The 19,383-nt window shown below is 68.4% G+C and carries 18 protein-coding genes and 1 pseudogene; 13 read left to right on the top strand and 6 right to left on the bottom strand.

The annotated features are described in order from the left end of the window. Window positions 1-110: 110 nt before the first annotated feature. Window positions 111-239, bottom strand: a complete 129-nt coding sequence (locus AB0J42_RS10600) for a hypothetical protein (RefSeq protein WP_364291216.1) — start codon at window positions 237-239, stop codon at window positions 111-113. A gap of 207 nt (window positions 240-446) precedes the next feature. Here AB0J42_RS10600 and AB0J42_RS10595 point away from each other — a divergent pair, with 207 nt between their 5' ends. The 8 genes from AB0J42_RS10595 (at window position 447) to AB0J42_RS10560 (ending at window position 7,597) form a co-directional block, all read left to right on the top strand. Next, the gene (locus AB0J42_RS10595) at window positions 447-2,396 is read left to right on the top strand and encodes a hypothetical protein (RefSeq protein WP_364291213.1); all 1,950 of its coding nucleotides are present in this window, start codon (window positions 447-449) and stop codon (window positions 2,394-2,396) included. Beyond that, entirely contained in the window at window positions 2,393-2,953 is a 561-nt protein-coding gene (locus AB0J42_RS10590; RefSeq protein ID WP_364291210.1) for a hypothetical protein, read from the top strand. Before AB0J42_RS10595 ends, AB0J42_RS10590 begins: the two co-directional genes overlap by 4 nt. Window positions 2,954-2,957: 4 nt before the next feature. Continuing rightward, window positions 2,958-3,260, top strand: coding sequence for a hypothetical protein (locus tag AB0J42_RS10585; RefSeq protein ID WP_364291207.1), 303 nt, complete (start codon window positions 2,958-2,960; stop codon window positions 3,258-3,260). A gap of 270 nt (window positions 3,261-3,530) precedes the next feature. Next, window positions 3,531-4,337 carry an LLM class flavin-dependent oxidoreductase gene (locus tag AB0J42_RS10580; RefSeq protein ID WP_364291204.1) on the top strand — a complete coding sequence of 269 codons (807 nt, stop codon included), beginning with the start codon at window positions 3,531-3,533 and terminating at the stop codon, window positions 4,335-4,337. Window positions 4,338-4,428: 91 nt separating this feature from the next. After that, window positions 4,429-4,986 carry a dihydrofolate reductase family protein gene (locus tag AB0J42_RS10575; RefSeq protein WP_364291201.1) on the top strand — a complete coding sequence of 186 codons (558 nt, stop codon included), beginning with the start codon at window positions 4,429-4,431 and terminating at the stop codon, window positions 4,984-4,986. 487 nt (window positions 4,987-5,473) lie between these two features. Beyond that, window positions 5,474-5,824 (top strand): type II toxin-antitoxin system RelE/ParE family toxin, encoded by a 351-nt coding sequence (locus AB0J42_RS10570; RefSeq protein ID WP_364291198.1) that lies wholly within the window; start codon window positions 5,474-5,476, stop codon window positions 5,822-5,824. A 2-nt stretch (window positions 5,825-5,826) separates the two neighbouring features. Further along, the gene (locus AB0J42_RS10565) at window positions 5,827-6,174 is read left to right on the top strand and encodes a helix-turn-helix domain-containing protein (protein WP_364291195.1); all 348 of its coding nucleotides are present in this window, start codon (window positions 5,827-5,829) and stop codon (window positions 6,172-6,174) included. A 154-nt stretch (window positions 6,175-6,328) separates the two neighbouring features. After that, entirely contained in the window at window positions 6,329-7,597 is a 1,269-nt protein-coding gene (locus AB0J42_RS10560) for a glycosyltransferase (RefSeq protein WP_364291192.1), read from the top strand. A 484-nt stretch (window positions 7,598-8,081) separates the two neighbouring features. On the opposite strand, the gene AB0J42_RS10555 is transcribed toward AB0J42_RS10560, so the two are convergent. From AB0J42_RS10555 to AB0J42_RS10540, 4 genes are all read right to left on the bottom strand, one after another. After that, entirely contained in the window at window positions 8,082-8,474 is a 393-nt protein-coding gene (locus tag AB0J42_RS10555; protein ID WP_364291189.1) for a TraR/DksA C4-type zinc finger protein, read from the bottom strand. A 35-nt stretch (window positions 8,475-8,509) separates the two neighbouring features. Continuing rightward, the gene (locus AB0J42_RS10550; protein WP_364291186.1) at window positions 8,510-9,607 is read right to left on the bottom strand and encodes a winged helix DNA-binding domain-containing protein; all 1,098 of its coding nucleotides are present in this window, start codon (window positions 9,605-9,607) and stop codon (window positions 8,510-8,512) included. Window positions 9,608-9,798: 191 nt separating this feature from the next. After that, window positions 9,799-11,652 (bottom strand): N-6 DNA methylase, encoded by a 1,854-nt coding sequence (locus AB0J42_RS10545; RefSeq protein WP_364291183.1) that lies wholly within the window; start codon window positions 11,650-11,652, stop codon window positions 9,799-9,801. A 61-nt stretch (window positions 11,653-11,713) separates the two neighbouring features. After that, entirely contained in the window at window positions 11,714-13,429 is a 1,716-nt protein-coding gene (locus tag AB0J42_RS10540; RefSeq protein WP_364291180.1) for a serine/threonine-protein kinase, read from the bottom strand. A 195-nt stretch (window positions 13,430-13,624) separates the two neighbouring features. Here AB0J42_RS10540 and AB0J42_RS10535 point away from each other — a divergent pair, with 195 nt between their 5' ends. The 4 genes from AB0J42_RS10535 to AB0J42_RS10520 all read left to right on the top strand — a co-directional run bounded on the left by AB0J42_RS10535 (window position 13,625) and on the right by AB0J42_RS10520 (window position 17,187). Then, window positions 13,625-14,263 carry a DUF4352 domain-containing protein gene (locus AB0J42_RS10535; protein WP_364291177.1) on the top strand — a complete coding sequence of 213 codons (639 nt, stop codon included), beginning with the start codon at window positions 13,625-13,627 and terminating at the stop codon, window positions 14,261-14,263. A 340-nt stretch (window positions 14,264-14,603) separates the two neighbouring features. Further along, window positions 14,604-15,977, top strand: coding sequence for a methyl-accepting chemotaxis protein (locus tag AB0J42_RS10530; RefSeq protein ID WP_364291174.1), 1,374 nt, complete (start codon window positions 14,604-14,606; stop codon window positions 15,975-15,977). After that, a complete protein-coding gene (locus AB0J42_RS10525; protein ID WP_364291171.1) occupies window positions 15,974-16,519 on the top strand; it encodes a hypothetical protein in 546 nt (181 codons plus the stop codon). The genes AB0J42_RS10530 and AB0J42_RS10525 overlap by 4 nt, the downstream gene beginning before the upstream one ends. Beyond that, window positions 16,516-17,187: a VWA domain-containing protein gene (locus AB0J42_RS10520; RefSeq protein ID WP_364291168.1), complete on the top strand. Its 672-nt coding sequence runs from the start codon at window positions 16,516-16,518 to the stop codon at window positions 17,185-17,187. The genes AB0J42_RS10525 and AB0J42_RS10520 overlap by 4 nt, the downstream gene beginning before the upstream one ends. 51 nt (window positions 17,188-17,238) lie before the next feature. Here AB0J42_RS10520 and AB0J42_RS10515 read toward each other — a convergent pair. Then, window positions 17,239-18,336 (bottom strand): annotated as a pseudogene (locus AB0J42_RS10515) (transposase); the annotation flags it as partial. 104 nt (window positions 18,337-18,440) lie between these two features. Between AB0J42_RS10515 and AB0J42_RS10510 the strand changes: the two are divergent. After that, a complete protein-coding gene (locus AB0J42_RS10510; protein ID WP_364291165.1) occupies window positions 18,441-19,319 on the top strand; it encodes a protein phosphatase 2C domain-containing protein in 879 nt (292 codons plus the stop codon). The last annotated feature ends 64 nt before the right edge of the window (window positions 19,320-19,383 follow it).

The raw sequence follows: 19,383 nt of genomic DNA, 5'->3' as shown, positions 1-19,383 counted from the left end.
GGAGACACCGCCAAGAATGTCGGTCAGCGTGGAGGCTGGAACGCCGTGGATGGCGACCGCTTGGCGGAAGACGTCGCGGACGATCGGGCTGGTGACGTGGGCGTGCATGATCATCGACAGGAGTCGCGGGAGTGGTCGCCCAGCCAGGAAAGGATCTCGGCGTCGGTGCCGCCGGCCAGGCGGTAGTGGGTGAAGTCGGCCTGCCGGGTCTCGTTCGGCAGCTCTGCTGGGAAGCGCATGTAAGACGAGCGAGGCCGCTTCTTCGGTTCGGCACCACTAGGTCGGGCGGGTCAGGTAGCGGCTGATCGTGGCCCGCACACTGTCCGCGGGTGGCGGTGCCCCATGCCATACCGGTCTCAGCATGACGTCTCTGCGAAACGCGGGGCCGGGGATACGCTGGCTTCGCAGACTGTGTGCGTCCTGCCGTTCGTGCTGGAGGCCCCGCATTGAGCTACCCCGAGGAGTACTCCGGCATCGACCCCGGCCTGATGGCGCTCTTCGAGCCGGCACTCGGCCGTACGGGCTCGGCGATCGAGAGCAGCGAGCCGCAGGTCCGGCGCACCCTGCAACAGTTCGACCTGGACACCTCCCACCTGAACGCCTTTCGGGAGGCGGCCAATTGGATCAGCGCCAAACGACCTGAGTTGCGGCGGCGCCTGGAGACCATCAGGGCTGAGCGGTCGGAATGGGGCGCCCCCGGTCAGGCCGTCAACGGGATGACCGACTTTGACGAGACTCTCTACAACAAGGCCTCCAACGACCCGGACGTCTACGCCGCCGCCAGCCACTTGGCGAAGTATGACTCCGAAGGCAAGATGGTCAAGTCCGCCCTTGACGCTCTGGCCAAGCAGGCGACGGAATCGGAGTTCGCCACCAAGCTCATGCACGCCTTGGGCTCGGAAAAGTACCTCGCGCTCATGCGAAAAGCGATCTCCACGAAAGATCAGCATCTCCAGACCTCACTGAGTAAGGCGCTCGGTGCAGCCAGTTCCCGCCTGGATGACGGCTGGCGGAAGAAGCTCACGGCCGGCCTCGACCGCGAGAACTATTTCGCACTCGCCCGCGCGCTCAAGCACGGAACGTACGACCATGACTTCCTCCTAGACGTGGCCAGGAAAGTGGACGCGGCCTCGCGCGCCGACCCAGAACCCAGCTTCGGGGCGGGGCGACACGTGAGAACGGCCTTACCCGAGTCGATGCACCGGCACGCGATGCTCGACGTATTCGAAGCGCTGGGCCGCCACCCGAAAGCGGCTCAGGAGTTCTTCGCGTACGACGCGACGGCGCTCAAGTACTACGTGACAGAGAAGCCGTTGAGAGACGGCGGTAAGGCGTTGGGCATGGCGCTGGAAGCGGCCACGATGACGTACCGCGACCATGCGGGCACTCCGATGGATCCCTCCCGCGGCTACCTGTCCGCCAAGATCTCCTCGGAGTTCATCCATCTCCAGCATGAACGACTCAAGGCAGACAAGCACCCGAAATCCCTGGTGGCAGCCGACTCCATCGGACGCATCCTGGCGGCGTACATTCCTGACGTCAACCGCATAGCGGGCGCGTCAGGTCCCGAAACACCTGGCGTCTTCCGAGAGGACTACTTGAATCTCCCTGGGCGGGAGGACTGGGGCGCACGCTTCAACAAGACCGAACTCCATGGCGTGATGAAGGAAGCGTTCAAAGAGGACGGGAACGCCTTCGGGGTCGTGAGCGCCGCGCAGACGGCATGGGCCAGCAAACTCTTCGATCAAGGTGCCGGGCAGTTGGCCGCGGAACACGGCACCGGCAGCTTGAACACCGCGGCCAATGAGGTCGGCGCCGGCTTTGGGCTCATCACCGACGCTGCAGGTCTCGCCGGCATTGAGAAAGGACAGGAACTCGACGAGACGCAGAAGCGGAACATGAAGATCCTCATGGCCGTGATCAACACCGGACTTGCGATCCCGCAAGCAGCGGGATGGCCGATCGGAGCCGGTGCGGTGGGCGCCTGGACCGGCATGATCGAAGACAGCGTCGGAGGAAACGCCGAGAAAGATGCCATCTTCGCCGCCAACGCCACCGTCGACCAGACGCAATTCCTCGTCCATCAACTCGCCGCTCAGGCCATGTTCAACCATGGTCTCTTCGGCTCGGCCGACCCACCGGCGAAATCCCACCCATGGGCCTCACTCACCGACCTGGAACCCGGCGACGACCCGCGCAAGGCGCCGAACAACTTCCTGAAGGAGGACGGCAAGACGCTGATGACGATGGAGGAGATGCTCGCGGGTGACGGCCGCCGCTACGACGCCTATCGCAATTGGCTCTATTTACGTCCAGAGGACAACCCATGGCTATCACTCGAGGTGCAGAACAAGCTCGACGCCGCTTACAAGCACGGCTTCCAGCAGTACCCATGATCAAGACCGGAACGGCACTCGCATGCGCCCTGATCACCGTGGGCGCCTGCACAGGAAGCTCAGAGCAGGTCGACCTGACCGCGCTACCTTCCGCGTATAGCGCGCCCTTCATCTGCGACCACGTACCTAAAATCGCGGTGGAGCGGATGACGGGGATCACCGACCCGCTCACCACCGGAGCAGTCGAACTCGCCAGCGGCGACCCTCTACGCCCCGCCACCGGCGCCTGCGCCGCCTACCAGCGAACCGGCGAACGCTCGACTGTGCTCCGTATCACGCAGGACGTCGGCGGCTCACGCGGTCACGTCGAAAGTTATCTCCGCGAAGGCATGGGCAAGCAACTCCCCGAAATCGTTCCTGGCGGCATCGGCTACTACGCCAGCTACCCCAACGAAGAGGCCCACGTGGCCGCGATGTTGGTGAAAGGCAAGGCAAGGCTGGCGATAGAACTCGTGAAAGGTGTCAAGGGCCGCGACAACGTCGCCGACGTCGTCGCCCTGATGAAGCTCATCGCCCCCAAACTCATCGACACCGCCGACACCGACGAGGACGGCTGACCAGATGCCCGATATGGTGCCCAACCCGCTCTATGAAGCGTTACGCGAAGCCGAACGGAAACTCACCCCGCTCATCCAGAACGCGACCCAGGCCATCGAGCAGTCCTACAAGGAGTTCCACTCCGGCAAGATCTGGACCGGCCCCACAGCCAAACTCTTCGACGCCCACCTCGAGCTCCACCGCACCCGCGTCGTCCGCGCTGCCACCGACATTCTGGAAGACCTCCGCGAGAGGATGGCCGCCCTGCCGCGCCAGGTGGACGAGAAGCAGGCGCAGGCCCTCAGCAGACAGTACGACCTACCGTAACGATCACAGCGTCTCTGAGACGAGACCATGGCACCTGGTCTCATGTGCGCCAGGAATCAATGTCACCCAATGCAACCGCTCTAGCACTTTCCCGACCCTGGGGACCGGGTTACGTTCATGCTGTGTGACCTGTAGTTCCGGCGCGATCGGCGAGGTGCGGCGTCGTCTGACCTGACTTTTTGCTTGTCCTGAAATCGGGTGACCTTGCCATCCTGCGACACGTTGAGGCGATACGACGGAACTGTCGGTGCCGGGTGCTTGGCTGGAGGCATGCGTTACGGCATCGACGTTGCGATCCTCGGTGAGCTGGCGGAGCCGGCGCATCTGGTCGCGCTGGCGCAGGAGGCGGAGGCGGCCGGGTGGGACGCCGTGCTGGTATGGGATCACCTGGCCTTCGCGTGGGGCACGCGGTCGGCCGATCCGTGGGTTGCGCTGGCCGCAGCCGCTCAGGTGACCTCACGCATCAGGCTGGGGACAGCGGTGACCCCCGTGACCCGGCATCGGCCCGAGACGCTGGCTCAGACCGTGGCGACCTTCGACCGGCTGAGCGGGGGACGCACGATCCTGGGTGCCGGGCTGGGTGGCGTGATGCGGGAGTTCACCGCTTTCGGGTCGGCTCGTCCCGGCGGGCCGGTGCTGGATGAGGCCCTGGGCGTGATGGCCTCGTTGTGGTCGGGCGATGAGGTGCATCACCACGGCGTTCACTACACCGTCGACGGGGTGCGTCTCGCGCCTCTGCCCCTTCAGCGGCCCCGGGTTCCGGTGTGGGTCGGCGGCACGGCTCCGGGCGCGCTTCGGCGTGCTGCCCGCTGGGACGGCTGGATCGTCGCCGGTGACGGCCAGGAGGGGCGCATGACGCTCTCGCCCGACGCGTTGGCCGCTCAGGTCAGCGAGTTGCGCCGGCACAGGTCAGGCGCCGATGACTTCGACGTGGCCGTCATCGGAGTGAGTGAGCCGGGCTCGCCGATGACGGCTTATGCGGAGGCGGGGGCCACGTGGTGGCTGGAGCACCTGCACGGCTACCGGGGGTCGGTGGAGCACCTGATGGAACGGGTCAAGGCGGGCCCGATCACGTGACGGCCGTGTGAAGTGCAGGCGGGCCGATGATTTCCGGGGCGTGCGGAGGTCATAGTTCGCAGACTGGCTCGCTCGTACCCGGAGGAGACACATGGCCAAGCTCATCTACTCGATGATCACCTCGCTCGACGGCTACGCGGAGGCTGCGGAGGGGGACCTCGGCGTCGGGGCGGAGGATCAGGAGGTGCACACCTTCGTCGGCGACCTCTTCCGTCCTGTGCGCACGTATCTCTACGGCCGGCGGATGTACGAGACGATGGTCTTCTGGGAGACCGCGCACACCCGGCCCGATCTGCCGCCGCACATCCTGCAGTACGCCCGCGACTGGCAGGCCGCGGAGAAGGTCGTCTACTCCACGACGCTGGAGTCGGTGTCCAGCGCGAAGACCCGGATCGAGCGGACCTTCGACCCGGACGCGGTGCGCAAGCTCAAGGCCGAGTCCGACCACGACCTCACCGTCGACGGCCCGAACCTCGCGGCCCAGGCGATCGCGGCCGGGCTGGTGGACGAGTACCACCTGTTCATCACCACGAGCGTGGTCGGCGGCGGCAAGCGGTTCTTCCCCGACGGCGTGCGCCTCGATCTCGAACTGGTCGATCAGCGTACTTTCGACACTGGACTCATCTACGCGCGCTACCGGACCCGCTGAGGAGGCCTGCTCATGAGGAACCTTCGCGATACTTTCGCAGGGCGTGAATCCTCTTGATCGCCTGCACGTTGATGCGCGATCCACTGTCGTGTACTTCCAGGTCGCGTCACCCGATGTCGTTCCAGCTCGGGTGAAGGCCCTGAAATGATCATGGTGGACTCGCGCGCTGTCCTTCCTCCTTGTTATCGAACCGCTGCTCGATGGTGCCGCCGTCTGGCAGTTCCTTGTTGCTTCAGGCGGTGGTCCATGTCTCGATCTGAACGAGCACCGGATCTTGGGGATGGCCGCGTGTGGTCTGCCGGTCGGGACCTGGGCGAACAATGAGGCCCGTAGGGGCATAGCTGCACGCGGTGAGCCGAGCCCCGCACCTGCAGAGGAAAGCCCGCTCAAGTTGTTCAATCTCGTGTCGCGTCTCATCCGAACGGGAGTAGCCTGCGGACCTAGTTAAGGCTAGCCTTGAATCGGGGAGGGTCTCTTGGCTTGGACGGTGAAGGTCACAGACGAGTACGCCACCTGGTTCAGGGTGCTCCTCAAGGAGGATCTCGACTCAGCGGTTCAGGTCGCTCAGGCCGTAGCAGCTCTTCGGGAGGAGGGGCCGACGCTGGGAAGGCCGCTCGTCGACCGGCTCAAGGAAAGCTTCCTGCACCATCTCAAGGAACTACGCCCGGGATCGCGTGGACGATCGGAGATCAGAATCATCTTCGCCTTCGACCCGACTCGGTCGGCGCTGCTGTTGCTGGGCGGCGACAAAGCGGGCAACTGGGAACGGTGGTACAAGGAGAACATCCCCCTGGCCGAACAGCTCTACATCGACTACACCTGTGACGACGAGGAGTGAACATGCCGAAGAAGACGCCGGGGGACTGGGCCGACCTGGAGCGGGAACTGCACGAGGCCGGTGTCTCCCCTTCCGTCATCGAGGAGGGTGCCAGAAAGCTCCTCGCGGAGGCGCGCGGCCATCAGCTCGCCGAGGCCCGCAAGCAGCTCGGGCTCGGCCAGAAGGATGTCGCAAGCGCCATGGGTGTGAGCGTTGCCCGTGTCTCGCAAATCGAGCATGGCGACGTCACTTCCCTTGAGGTCATCGCCCGCTACGTGGAGGCGCTCGGGGCCCGTTTGGATCTGGTCGTCGATTTTGGTGATCGGACGATGCGCTTGCCTGTCAGCGAGAAATCGCTGGATGCCGCTTGAGACGCCTTGGTTCTGCCTCTGTATCGAGGTCCGTGATGGTGTCACCCTCGGTCCGCTGGCACAGTGGTTCGGCTCCGGTCCTATCCCGAGCGGATGTCCGTCACTGATGGCCAAGACTCCGCGCTGCTCGCCACTACCAGCGTAGGAAGCACACGTGACTACTCGATCGTTCCTGTTCGCCCTGTGGGCCGGCGGCGGCGCCGTGCCCCCGGCCCTCTCGGTCATCCGCGCCCTGCGCGAACGCGGGCACCACGTCCGGGCCCTGGCCGACAAGTCGCTGCACGACGAGGTGGCCGCGGCCGGAGGGGTGCCGATCGGGTGGACGACCGCGCCGCAGGGCGACCCGTCCGACCCGCAAGCGGACCTCATCCGGGACTTCGAGGCCCGCACGCCCCTCGGCGAGTTCGCCCGGCTGCGCGACCGCATCGCCTGCGGCCCCGCGGCCGACTACGCCCGCGACACCCTGGCCGAGCTCCGCGCCAACCCCGCCGATGTGCTGGTCGCCGAACACATCCTGCTCGGCGTGCTCACCGCCGGCGAGGCCGCGGGCGTCCCCGTGGCTTCCCTCGTCACCACCCTCTACCCGCTGCCCGCAGCGGGAGCGCCGCCGTTCGGCCCGGCGTTCACCCCGGCCACCGGCCCGATCGGCCGCCTCCGCGACCACCTCGTCGGCAAGCTGGTCACCAAACCGTGGGCGAAGGGCCTGCCCGCGCTCAACCGCGCCCGCACCGACAACGGCCTGCCTCCGGTGAAGTCGGTCCTCGACGCCTTCGACCGCGTCGACCGCTGCCTCGTACTCTCCCCTCGTACGCTCGACTACCCGGGACGCCGCTTCCCCGCGCACGTCCGCCACGTCGGCCCCCGCCTCGACGACCCCGCCTGGGCCGGGCAGCAGCCGCTGGAACTGCCGCCGGGCGACGCGCCGCTCGCCCTGGTCGGCCTCAGCTCCTCCTACATGAAGCAGCGCGAGCTGCTGAACAAGATCGCCGAAGCCCTCGGCGGGCTTCCGGTACGCGCGCTCCTGACGACCGGCCCGGCCATCGACCCGGCCACCATCCGCGCCCCGCGCAACGTCCTGGTCACCGCGGCGGCCCCGCACACCGCCGCGCTACGCAACGCCGCGGTGACGATCACCCACGCCGGTCACGGGACGGCCGTGAAATCCCTGGCCGCCGGTGTGCCCCTGGTGTGCATCCCGCAGGGGCGGGACCAGTTCGAGGTGGCGCGGCACCTCGAGTTCGCCGGGGCGGGGATCACCGTGAGCAAGCGCGCCGCACCCCGCACCATCGCCCGCGCGATCGGCCGCGTCCTGCACGATCCCTCGTACGGACGAGCAGCCCGCCGCCTGGCCGACGAGATCGCCGCCGAGACGGCCGACGACCGCGCGGTCTCCGAGCTGGAGAGCCTCGCCGGACGTCCGTAGGGCTTTCCGTACGGTTTCCGCGCCCTGTCCTGGTTGCCGATTGCGTCGATCGTCCGGTCGACGGACGCTTAAGGCACGCCCGTCGTGTCGCGGAGGCTCGTCCAAACATGCCAAGATGCCTTGCCATCGCCAGATGCGCGCGCTCCGCGGGTCGTACTGCCAGGGGGGACCGCGGGCGCCTCACTCCATGAACGCATCGGGAACGGAGGTCCCCTAGAAAGCAAGGCAGGCGGGTGGCTGGGTTCGGCTCCCTCTGAGCGCTATGCAATGTTCAGGGAAGCCACATACAAGCACTTTCCGTCGCCGATAGAGCAAGGAACGCACACAGGCTGCGACCCCTGGCCTCCACGTCTATGCATCCATGAGCTGCACCGACACCCACGTCTACTCCTTGACGCGGAATACCGACAAGGGAGAAGCGTTCCTGCTGTGGCGCCGTATCGGCGACCCCTCCAAATACGACCGCCCCTGATTGATCGATGCCTCATCGAGGGCGGCGGCGGGAGGCGCACTTGACGCAGGTCTTGATGGCCGGGAGGAGTTTGAGGCGCTCGAAGGGGATGGGTTGGCCGCAGATCTCGCAGGTCCCGTAGGTGCCGTCGCGTAGCCGTTCGAAGGCGCGGTCGAGTTCGGCGAGGTGGGTGCGGGCCTGGTCGAGGAGGGACTGGACGTGGGCGCGCTCGAACGCCGTGGACGTGCCCTCGGGGTCGTGTTCGTCGTCGGCGGTGGTCTGGGCCGACGCGGTGACGAGTTCTTCCCGGTCGCGGCCCAGCAGGGCGATGCGGTCGGTGGTTCTGCGGCGGTCGGCGTCGAGCAGGTCGCGGATGGTCGCCTGCTCGGAGGGGGAAAGCGCGGCGTCCCGATGGTCTTCGGTCATGACGGCTCCTCACCTTCCCCATCAGGGTATGTCCATCACGGCCAGCGCACTTCGGGGGTGCGCTCCATGAACTGGCCGTACCGCTCGAACGCCTGCTCAACCTCCGCCCGCTGGAGCGGTACGAGGGGCTGAACGGTGATCCGTACCCGAGTCTTCGTGAGGGTGCGTTTCCAGGTGGCCACGACCTGCCCGGCGCGGACCACGGTGGACTGGAAGACCCCGTTGCTGCCGGGGATGATGGCTGCCTTGTGCTCGTCGGGGACCATGAGCGAGCGGTCCTTGTAGCCCAGCAGGTATTCGTCGAACCCCGGCAGCACCAGCATCTCGTCGTCGGCCGGGGGAGGGGCGGTGTCGAGAAGCGCTGCGTCGAGGTACGACTCCACCCCGTCGACGGTCACCCGGGCCAGCGCGTCACCGGCCACGGCGATGCCGCGTTTCGCGTCGGCGGCGGTCAGCCCGGTCCAGCCCGCGAAGTCCTGCCGGGTGGTGGGCCCGCGACCGCGGAAGTAGCGCAGCGCGATGGTGCCCAGCGCCTCGTCGCGCTCCGGCCGGTGCGGGTCGGGAACCCACTCGTCGAGCAGTACGAAGCTCTGCTCGTTGCCGATGTTGGGCGCGATGCACAGCAGGCCCCGCTGGCTGGCGTACCACAGCAGGTGGTAGCCGCGCTGGCCACTGGTGTCGATGCCCTTCTCGGCCAGCACGGCCAGGCACTCCGACCGGCTCAGCCGCCCGCCGCCGGTCAGGGCCGCGCCCAGCACCTCCATGGCCTGGACGGCGGTCTCCTCTGACAGGCCGAGTTGTTCGCGTCGCCTGGCCGCGCCGGCCAGCACCCGGACACCCATCAGTTCGACCATCCAGCGGGCGTCGCGGGGCGGCACGAAGTGGATGGTGCCGCGCATCGGCCACGTGCGCAGCGCCTCCCGCCGTTCCAGCGCGGCGGTGACGTCGGCGGCGGTCCATCCGGGCAGCCTCACCCCGAACGACCACAGACCACTGGCCAGGTCCTGCGCCTGCATCGCCCCAAGCCAGCACACCACCTCGGCCATGCCCGTCGCTCGCCCGGCACCGGACGAGGCTCGCAGCAGCAGACTGGACATCCGCAGGCCGAGCGCCTGCTGAGAAGTGAGTTCCACCGGTCGACCGTATCCTCGGCCACCGACAATTCCACGATGTGATCGCTTGCCAAGGGCGCGGCCTATCGGGCCTGGCTGAGGAGCCGGGCGGTGCCACCACTCGCTCACGAACATCGGACGAGTGGCTTGGGCCTTGTCCCCGCCGATGACCACATATCGGCGAAATGTCCGGTCTGCAAGTCCGTCAACTGCTACGCCGGTGGGGGAGTGAGGTCGCCTCTGCCGAGCGCCTTCAGGAGTGAGGCGGCAGCTGCCTGGCCGGCGTTGCTGACGTTGCGGAGCTCGTCCTCGAAGTCGAAGATCTTCCTGAAGGACTCGCCGTACCGCCGCTGCTCCTCGACGGGCATGCGCGGCACGACGGCGCGGCGAGGATCGAATCTGCTCGCCCCCGAGTGGGTGCCGGTGCCCGTGGGTGTGGACAGGGCTCTGAGGAAGCCCGCGAGGAAGTACGCGTCGATCCGCTGGGCGTCGGGTCGCAGCAGGGTGAGCCGGGAGCCCAGCAGCACCCCTTGCTCCGTGACCACTCTTACGGCGAGCTCTCCTGATCGGGCCGCGACGACGACGTCACCCGGCTCGATGGGGACGCGGTCTTCCGGGTGGGTGCGGTGCCGGGGCGGGGTCCCGGAGAAGAGGTCTTGGTCGGTCAGGACGAGGTCGCCGGAGCCTGAGATCTCGAAGCGGCCGGCGTTGAGCACCCGGATCGCGCCGACCCGCTCCATCTCGGCGAGGTCGACCATGGGCATCGCTCCGGCCGTGGCGGGAACTGCCTGAGGGATCAGCGTCGACAACCGTTCGACTCGCTGGAGCAGGTGCTCCCGCACGGTGGGGAAGTCGTGCGCCGACGGCTGGTCGGCAGGGCTGACATGCGCGGCGGGGGTGACGTCGACGTTCTCGTCCACCAGCTCGATGATGGGCACCGGCCGCACCGCGCCCGAACCGTCGGCGGCCCGTTCGGGATCCACCTGGAACTCACGCCAGCGATCGACGATCTCGCCGAAGTTCTCCGGCTCGGCTTCGGCCATCAGGACGTGTGAGGGGATCGGGCCGCCCTCGGCCGGCTTCCGCAGAATCCAGAGGTGCAGGGGGAGGCCCGTGCCCGCGCCCATCCTGGGCGGCAGCCCGATGACCGCCTGCAGCGCCCCCTGCCGGAGCAGGTTGCTCCGGATGCGGCGGCCCGAGCGGCGGCTGGCGGCGATGGCGGGCATCAGCATGACGGCGATGCCGCCGGGTTTCAGATGCGACAGGGCGTGCTGGACCCAGGCGAGCTCGGATTCCGCCTTCGGCGGCATGCCGTACTCCCAGCGTGGGTCGCTGACCAGGTCGTCGTATCCCCAGTTACGGTCGTTGAACGGTGGGTGGCAGAGGACGGCGTCGACGGCGACTCCCGGCCAGGCGTCGTGACGGAGAGAGTCGCCGATCTGGACGGATCCCTCGATCCCCGCCAGTGCCAGGCGGGTCCGGGCGAGCCGGGCCACCGAGTCGTCGGCTTCCTGGCCGTACACCTGCTCCGCCTCGCGGATCGTGGTGAGGAGCACCCCGAGGCCGCACGCGGGGTCGAGGACAGATTGGACGCCGGGCCCGGCCAGCCTCGCCATGAAGTCCGCGATCTCGGCCGGCGTCTCGAAGAGGCGGCGAGAGTGGACCTCGGCGTAGCGGTCGAGGAGGAAGGCGCCGGCCTCGACGCTTCCCAGCTCTTCCGCGAGTTGCTGGAGGAGCTGCCAGGCCGGGGAGGGCACGAGCCGGCGCTCTCCTTGGCCTCTCAGCAGCTCGGTCGCCTCGGCGACGACCTCGCCGAGGCGCAGGTCGTCGGCGGCGTTCCTGATCTGCTGCCAGGCGCGTTCCCGGAGCGGTACTTCCTCGACCTTGCCCTGCTGGAGGAGCCACTCCTCCACCGCCTTGAGGGAGAACGCGGGGCTGGTCGCGGTGCCTCCGACAGGCGGGGGGAAGTCCTCGTACCGTCGTCGCCAGTTGCTCACGGCCGCACGGCCGACTCCGACCATCCGGGCGATGTCGGCCGCTGTGACGGTCGCCTCGTCTCCCGCCAACGTCGGCCTCCTCGTGTTCCAGTCTGGAAGGTAACCCTCGGAAAGGGTGCGTGTAAGTCATTCACAGCTTAGCCGCTCGCTTGTAGCCCCTGAGGTCCATCGAGGCGATGACCCGGTCGTAGCCCGGGGCATCCTGAGAGTGGACGCTGAGCACGTAGAAGGCCACCTGCGACGTCGGCAGGTACCAGACCTTCATCGTGTAGTCGAAGTTGACCTCACAGGCGATCCGCCACTCGCGGTAGTACGCCTTCCGGCCGTCACCCATCCTGGCCAGCCCGGAGTCGACGAGCCAGGAGGTGTACGGATCGATGCCGTAATAGAGCCCGGCCTCTCCTCCGGGGTCCGCGTACTCGCCGTAGGGGTTCCGGGTCACGCCTCCACCGGCCAGGCAGGGCACGTGCTGACCCCACATGAAGCCGTACTCGTCGTCCTCGATGCCGAAGCCCGGCCAGGCGTCCTGCGACGACTTCAGCCGGATCGCCATGGAATCGGGTCTGCAGATGAAATCCCATGGACCGTCGGCTCCCCCGGAACGAGGCGACTCCACGCAGGCGGTGTTCGCGTCCGCGGTCGTCATCCGCCAGCCCTTGGGCAGAGTCAGCTTGATGCCCTTGAACGACACCCTCTGGCCGGTGGGCTTCGGCTTCTTCCGGGTGGGCGCCGGAGTGACGCTCACCGTCGTCGCGGGAACCGGGGAGACAGGGGCAGGCGGCCGAGAGGTGGGCGTCGCCGTCGCCGCGGCAGGCATGGAACGTTCCGATCCTGACGCGGCGATGATGGCGGTCATGGCGATCAAGGTGACCGCGGCCGCGGTGGCCACGTACGCGTGGATCCAGGACGGCCGCGACCCTCGGGCCGGCCCTCCGGGGGCGGCGCCGGGTTCCGGCCAGTCCGGAGCCTCATGCCGGGGCAGCACCCAGGTGCGCTGGATGAGCGAGGTGACGTCGTCCTGGCGCTGCTCGGAGTCCTCGCCGCGCCAGGTCTCCGTCACCGCGGCGAGCACCTCGTCGGCGGTGGGGCGTTCGGCCGGGTCCTTGGACAGCGCGCGTCGTACGAGGTCGCGCAGGCCTTCGGGCACGGCCTGGACGTCGGGGGTCTCCTCGCGCACCCGGTAGGCCATGACTTCGGGACGGCCGGTGCCGTACGGCGGCTCACCCGTGGCCGCGTACAGCACGAGCAGGGCCCAGCCGTAGATGTCGGCGGGCGCGCCGGACGGGCCGTCGCCGTACTCTTCCGGGCTGATCCAGCCGGGCGAGCCGACCAGCGTGCCTGTACGGGTCATCGAGGTGGAGTCGAGAACCTTGGCGATGCCGAAGTCGATGAGCCGCGGCCCTTCCGGTGAAAGGATCACGTTCGACGGCTTGAGGTCGCGGTGCACGACCCCGGCGGCGTGCATGCTCACGAGTGCCTCGGCCACGCCCAAGGCCAGGCCGTAGACGACGCTCTCCGCCGGCGGCCCCTCTGCCTGCACCTGCTGCTCCAGCGTGGGGCCGGGGATGAACTCCGTGGCGAGCCAGGGGCGTTCGGTGCCGGGATCGCTGTCGAGCATCCGGGCGAGGCAGGCGCCGTCGACCCGGCTCAGGACGGAGGTCTCGCGGCTGAAGCGGCGCCGGAACTCGATGTCGACCGACAGAGCCTCGTGGACGAGCTTGACGGCGACACGCCGCCCGGACGCGTCGACGGCCGCATAGACCACCCCCATGCCTCCCGCGCCGAGGCGGCCGACGACGCGGTAGGGGCCGATCCGCTGTGGATCGCCCGTCAACAGCGGCTGCAACGCGCCCTCCGTGGGTGATCTCGCATACGCGCCGCCTGGCATGGTCGCTGCCAGCGGCGCCGACAGAAACATGACACAAGGAAGCATTGCTTGCAACCCACATTTAAGTTGTGTGCGCGGTTCACAGTGTGCTCTACTGGTCTCGTTGTAGTTCACGTCGGCCACGGGTGCCGACCGCGACGAAGTGAGTCGTCCATGCACACCAACCCCCAGCAGCCGCCGCACGGCTATCCGCCGCCCTATCCACAGCCCGTGATCGTCCAGAAGCGAGGCGGCGGCTGCCTGAAAGCTCTGCTGATCGGCGTCGTCGTCCTCGTGGGCTTGGCCGCCCTCGGCGCGCTCCTCGGCGGCGGCCCCGACGAGAGCGGCGTGACCACCGTCGCCTCCGCCCCGGACGAGCCGGATGAGCCGGATGAGAAGAAGAAGCCGAAGCAGGCGGGCATCGGCGATGTCGTGAAGGACGGGAAGTTCTCCTTCAAGGTCACCAAGGTCGAGAAGGGGCTGTCCCAGGTCGGCGAAGGATTCACGGTCTCCAAGGCCCAGGGGCAGTACGTCCTGATCCACCTGACCGTGAAGAACATCGGCGACGAGGCCCAGATGTTCCACGACTCGTCGCAGAAGCTCATCGATGCCAAGGGGCGCCAGTTCGACGCCGACTCCGGTGCCGCCGTACTCGGATTGAGGGACTCCAACGCCTTCCTCAACAACATCAATCCCGGCAACGCCGTCAAGGGAATCCTGCTTTTCGATGTTCCTAAGAACGTCAAATTGCGGGCCGTCGAACTGCACGATTCGGTCTTTTCGGACGGTGTCACCGTCGCCCTCACTCGATAACGGTTCAGCACATCCGTTGACACCAGTATCAGAAGCCGCAAAAATCACGCAGATTTCCAGCTATGGACCGGTCCATCCGGAACAGCCTTTTATGCCACCCCAAACATGACCGAAAGGACATGGGTCTTCCGTGACGGACCAGGAACTCGCCTCCGAATTACGGGAGCTCGCCCAGTGCCCCGAACTGCGACCACGCGCAGGGCAGCTTCGTGAACTGGCCGAAGCCATCGTGACTCCCGACGAGTCCGAGCGATGGTGCGAGGTGGATCTGTTCGCCGCCTTCCCACCCCGAGAATCGGTCAGCGCGGCCGTGTCCGAGGCACGCCGGCCCGGACACGGAATGCTCAAGTTTCTTGAGCTCGTTCAGCCCGTTCTGGTCTTCATCCCCATCTGCGTCACCTGGTTCGGGCTGAAGAACGCCACCACGGCATACGGCGAGACCCTCGCGGCGGGCGGGGCCGAGGCGGCGCGCCGGCCGTTCCTGGAGATGTGGCAGCAGGGCTTCGACGGAAGGCTCCCGACCTGGTTCCAGTTCGACGGTGTCGCCGCGGCGACGCTGCTGGCCATCGGCGCGCTCATAGCCGTCACCCTCGGCGAGCGGATGCTGCGGCGCAGGATCGAGCAGCAGGCCGAGGAGCAGGTGGATGTCCTCCGCTCCCGGCTGCTGGCCGCGCTGACCCGGGCGAGTTTGGTGCTCGCCCAGGTCCGGCTGTCCTCTCCGGCCAGGTTCCAGGCCGAGCTGACCAAGAGCGCGGCCGACATGCACAAGCTGGGCGAGACGACCAGTGCGGTCTACACGAAGGTCGTGGAGGCGCTCGACCTGTCGCTCGAAGCCGCTGGAGAGGCCTCGGACACGCTGGCGGCGGGCGTCGCCGACATGAGGGACTCGATCACGACCCTCGACAAGCAGGTGGCCACGATCACTTCCGCTGCCGAGACCCTGCTCCGGGCGGTCGAGCGGACCGCGTACGCCATCGACTCGGTCGGTGAGAAGACCGACGAGGCGGTCGACCGGGTGGGTGACCGGCTCGGCACCGTGATCCTCGACTCCACCGCCGCCGTACGCAAGTCGGTCGACGAGCTGGCGACGCTGACCGCGCGGACCGTGAGCGACATGACGGCCTCCGCCGGCAAGGTCGCCGACGACCTGGCGTCCTCGGCGGGGCAGGCGGTGCGGGAGCTGGCTGAGTCGACCGAGCAGGCGGTACGCGACACGGCGGCGAGCCTGAACGTGCGGGTCGGTGAGCTCGTGAGCGTCACCGCGGATCTCGGTTCCGCCGTGGGCCGGGTGGAGACCGCCACCGGCGAGAGCGGCGACCGGATCAGCCGGGCCCTGACCGACGCGAACGGCACCATCGCCGCCAGTCTCGGCAGCGCGGGCACCGAGGTCAGGGAAGCCCTCGACGACTGGGCCGGGACCGCGAGCGCGCACGCCGCCCGCATCGAGATGGTCTCGGACACCGCCGGACGCACCGTACGGCTGCTGGAAGAGACGCGGGACGCGCTGGACAGGCTTCCCGCCGACCTCGCGCGGGCACTCCAGGAGGTCCCGGCAGCCGTCCGCGAGGTCACCGCTCCCGAGATCGCCGGCCTCCAGGCCGCGATCGCCCGGCTCGACGACGCGGTGAGGCAGGTCGCCGCCGCGGTGACCGCCGCCGGCGCCACGACCTCCCCGCCCTCGGACACCGGGGCGACGCCGGGAGTCAGGCCGTGAGCGCCCGTCGGGGTTCGGTCGCACCGCTGCTCCTCGCGGGATGGCTGTTCGCCGACCTTCTGCTGGCGCTCACGATCATCATGCTGGGAGCGCAGGCGCCGCCGCCCGTCCCGGCCAGACCCCTCGCGGGCAAGGGGACCGCGTCGCCGTCGCCGAGCCCGTCCCCGTCGGCCTGCGTGACGCGGGCCGCCGGGGTCGCAGCCAAGCCCACCAAGATCTCCTTCCGGGTGCGCCCCGCCGCCTCCGACCGGGAACTGCTCGGCCAGGTGAGGCGGGAACTGCGCAAGCACAGGAAGCGGCTGGCCGGACGGCACGCCGGCATGGTGCTGACCTTCGGCGCCGCAGGCGGCGCGGGGGACGGCGTGCACCTGGCGACGCGGGTCAACACGGCCGCGGTCAAGGCGTTTCCGCGCATCTTCCGTACCGCCGCGACCCGGAACTTCCATGACCTGGCAGCCCCGAGCGGGTCGATCTCCATGGAGATCTACTTCGTCTCCGACGGCTGCTCCTCCACCCCCCGAGAACTGAGGACCACCCGATGAGCGAACAGGTACTCCCCTTCTATCTGGTCTGCGACGAGTCGTACTCCATGCAGGGCCCGCCGCTCGACGCCATCAACCAGGAGCTCCCTCTGATCTACCAGGAGATCGCCAGCAACCCGGTCGTCGCGGACCGGGCCAGGCTCGGCATCATCGGCTTCAGCAGCACCGCCGAGGTGCTGCTCCCGCTGGCCGACCTCAACGACGTGCACTCCATCCCGCAGCTCGCCCCGCGCGGCGCGACCAGCTACGGAGCCGCGTTCTCCCTGCTCAAGCAGACCATCGAGCAGGACATCACGGCATTGAAGCAGTCCGGGCACACGCCCTACCGGCCCACGGTGTTCTTCCTCACCGACGGGCTCCCCACCGACCAGTGGCAGGCCGAGTACAAGAGCCTGGTGAGCAGCGACTTCAAGGCCCACCCGACCATCCTGGCGTTCGGTTTCGGCGAGGCGGACGCGACGACGCTGCAGCAGGTCGCCACGTTCCGGGCGTTCATCGCCGACGGCGACATGGCGCCCACGCAGGCGCTCCGGGAGTTCGCGCGGCAGCTGCTCAACTCCGTGGTCCAGTCGGCCGTGGCTTCGTCCGCCAATCCGTCGGGCGCAGCCCAGCTCGTCGTCCCCGACCAGGTGCCGGGGTACACGGTCCTCGCTCCCGACCCCATCTGACAGAAGGAACCGCACGTGACTCCTCCGCTCCCTGAAGGAAGCGGCTTCTCGCTAAGCCGCTTCCGCGGCCTGGCGAAGGGCAAGCCCTGCCCTCATGATGTTGATCGCCGCGTTCACGTCGGCGTGCGCGGCATGCCCGCACCCCGTACATCGGAATTCGGCCTGGGTGACGCGGTTCTCCGCAGCGCAGTGCCCGCATCGAGCGCAGGTGCGAGAGGTTTCGGCGGGGTTCACCGCGATCAGCTCTCGACCGGCGCTTTCAGCCTTGTACGACAGGATCGTCAGAAACACCCCCCAACCCGCATCCATAATCGAACGGTTCAGACCGGCTTTCGCCGCGACGTTGCGCGCGGGGGCGTCCAGCGTGCCGGACGCCGAGCGGGTCATGTTCGTAATGCGCAGGTCTTCGTGAGCCATCACGTCGTAGGCGCGGATCAGCGCGTTCGCGGCCTTATGCGCGTGATCGAGCCGCTGGCGGCGGACTTTGCCGTGCAGCGCGGCGACCCGCGCCACCTGCTTGCGGCGGCGCTTGGACCCGCGTTTCTTGCGGGAGAGGTCCCGCTGCGCGTCCGCCAGGCGGCCCGCGGTGGCGGCCAGATAGCGCGGGTTCGCCACGTGCACACCGTCGCTGGTGGTGACCAGCGAGGCGACACCCAGGTCGATCCCGGCCACCGCGCCGGCGGCGGGCAGAGGTGTGGCGGGCACCTCGTCGCACGACAGCACCAGGAACCAGCGGGAGCCCTCCCGCTTCACGGCGATCGTCTTCACCCGGCCGCGCACGGCCCGGTGCCGGTGGACGCGGACGTGCCCGACGCCCTGAAGCCGGACGTAGGTGGCCGAGGGATGGGCGGGCTGGGAGTCCCACCGGCAGCCGTCGCCGTCCTTGGGCCACTCCACCGTGTCGAACCGGCCCCGGCCCTTGAATCGCGGGAACCCCGGCGCGCGCCCGGCCTTGACGCGGTCGAAGAACGCGTCGAAGGCCTTGTCGAGCCGCCGCAGGGTGGCCTGTTGGGAGGAGAACGACCAGCGGCCCTGCCCGTCCGGGTCATCTCTGCGGATGTGTTTCAGCTCGGCCGACTGGTCGCCGTAGCGGACGCTCACGCCCGCGCGGGCGTAGGCGGTACGGCGATGTTCCAGGGCGGCGTTGTAGAGCTGCCGGTGCCTGACAGGTCAGGGCACGCTCGGGCCTTGGCGGCCCTGCTGCTCCCGATTCCTTCGTCGCCTCAAGGCAACGGTCCCCTCAGGAGAATCTGATGGAACAGGTTCAGGAGGTGTCGGCGGCCGAAACAGCGGAGGCCGTGCCCGGGATACCCGAACCACTCGTCATCGGCCGCACGCCCAGGCTGCTCTCCCGGCCGGGGCCGCTGCCGTCGGTGCGGAGGCCGGACACGGAGATCGACGGCTGCGCCCTGCCCGGCCTGGAGGTACGCGCCGCGTCCGTAAGAGGAGACGCGCATCGCTACTACGGCACGCCGCGGCAGGACGCGATGGGGCTCTGGCACGACGGCGACCGGAGGCTGGTCGCCTGCGTGGCCGATGGCCTGGGGAGCAAGGAATTCTCACACGTCGGAGCGTCCGCGGCCTGCGAGGTCGCGCACACCAGCCTTCCCGACTTCCTTGTCTGTGACGAGCCGGTGACGGGTGCCCGGCGCCTCATCGAGAACGTCGCCGGCACCATCGGCGGCCGGGCGGACAGCCTCAGGGTCGCGCCGGGCGAGCTGTCGACGACGTTCCTCGCCGCCGTCGTCGAGGAAGTGCCTGAGAGGTCCGTGCACCGCGCCGTCATCATGCGGGTCGGCGACTGCACCGCCTGGCGGCTGCACGGGGGCGTGTGGGTGTCCTGCTTCCAAGACGACGAACCGGAGGCCGCGGTCGCGTCCTCGGCGACCGCTGCCCTGCCGCGGGACGTGGCGGAGGTCGAGGTCGCCCACGCCGACCTGTACCCGGGCGACATGCTGCTGCTGTGCACGGACGGTGTTGCGAGGCCGATGAGCGCGCCGCAGGTGAGCACGCAGTTGTCGGACTGGTGGCGTGCGGGTCCGCCGTCGCTGCCCGAGTTCTTCTGGCAGATGAGTTTCCGGGCCAGGACGCACGACGACGATCGGACCGCCGTCTGCATCTGGAGGGTCTGAGTGGCCTTCACCCCCCATCCGCTCGACCGGCAGCGCGGGTCATTGCCCCTTGAGCCCGAGCCCT

This window comes from Nonomuraea sp. NPDC049649, from assembly GCF_040675175.1.
Lineage (GTDB): Bacteria > Actinomycetota > Actinomycetes > Streptosporangiales > Streptosporangiaceae > Nonomuraea.
Note: the sequence above shows the minus strand (reverse complement) of the source record. Positions and strands in the feature narration are given on the sequence as shown.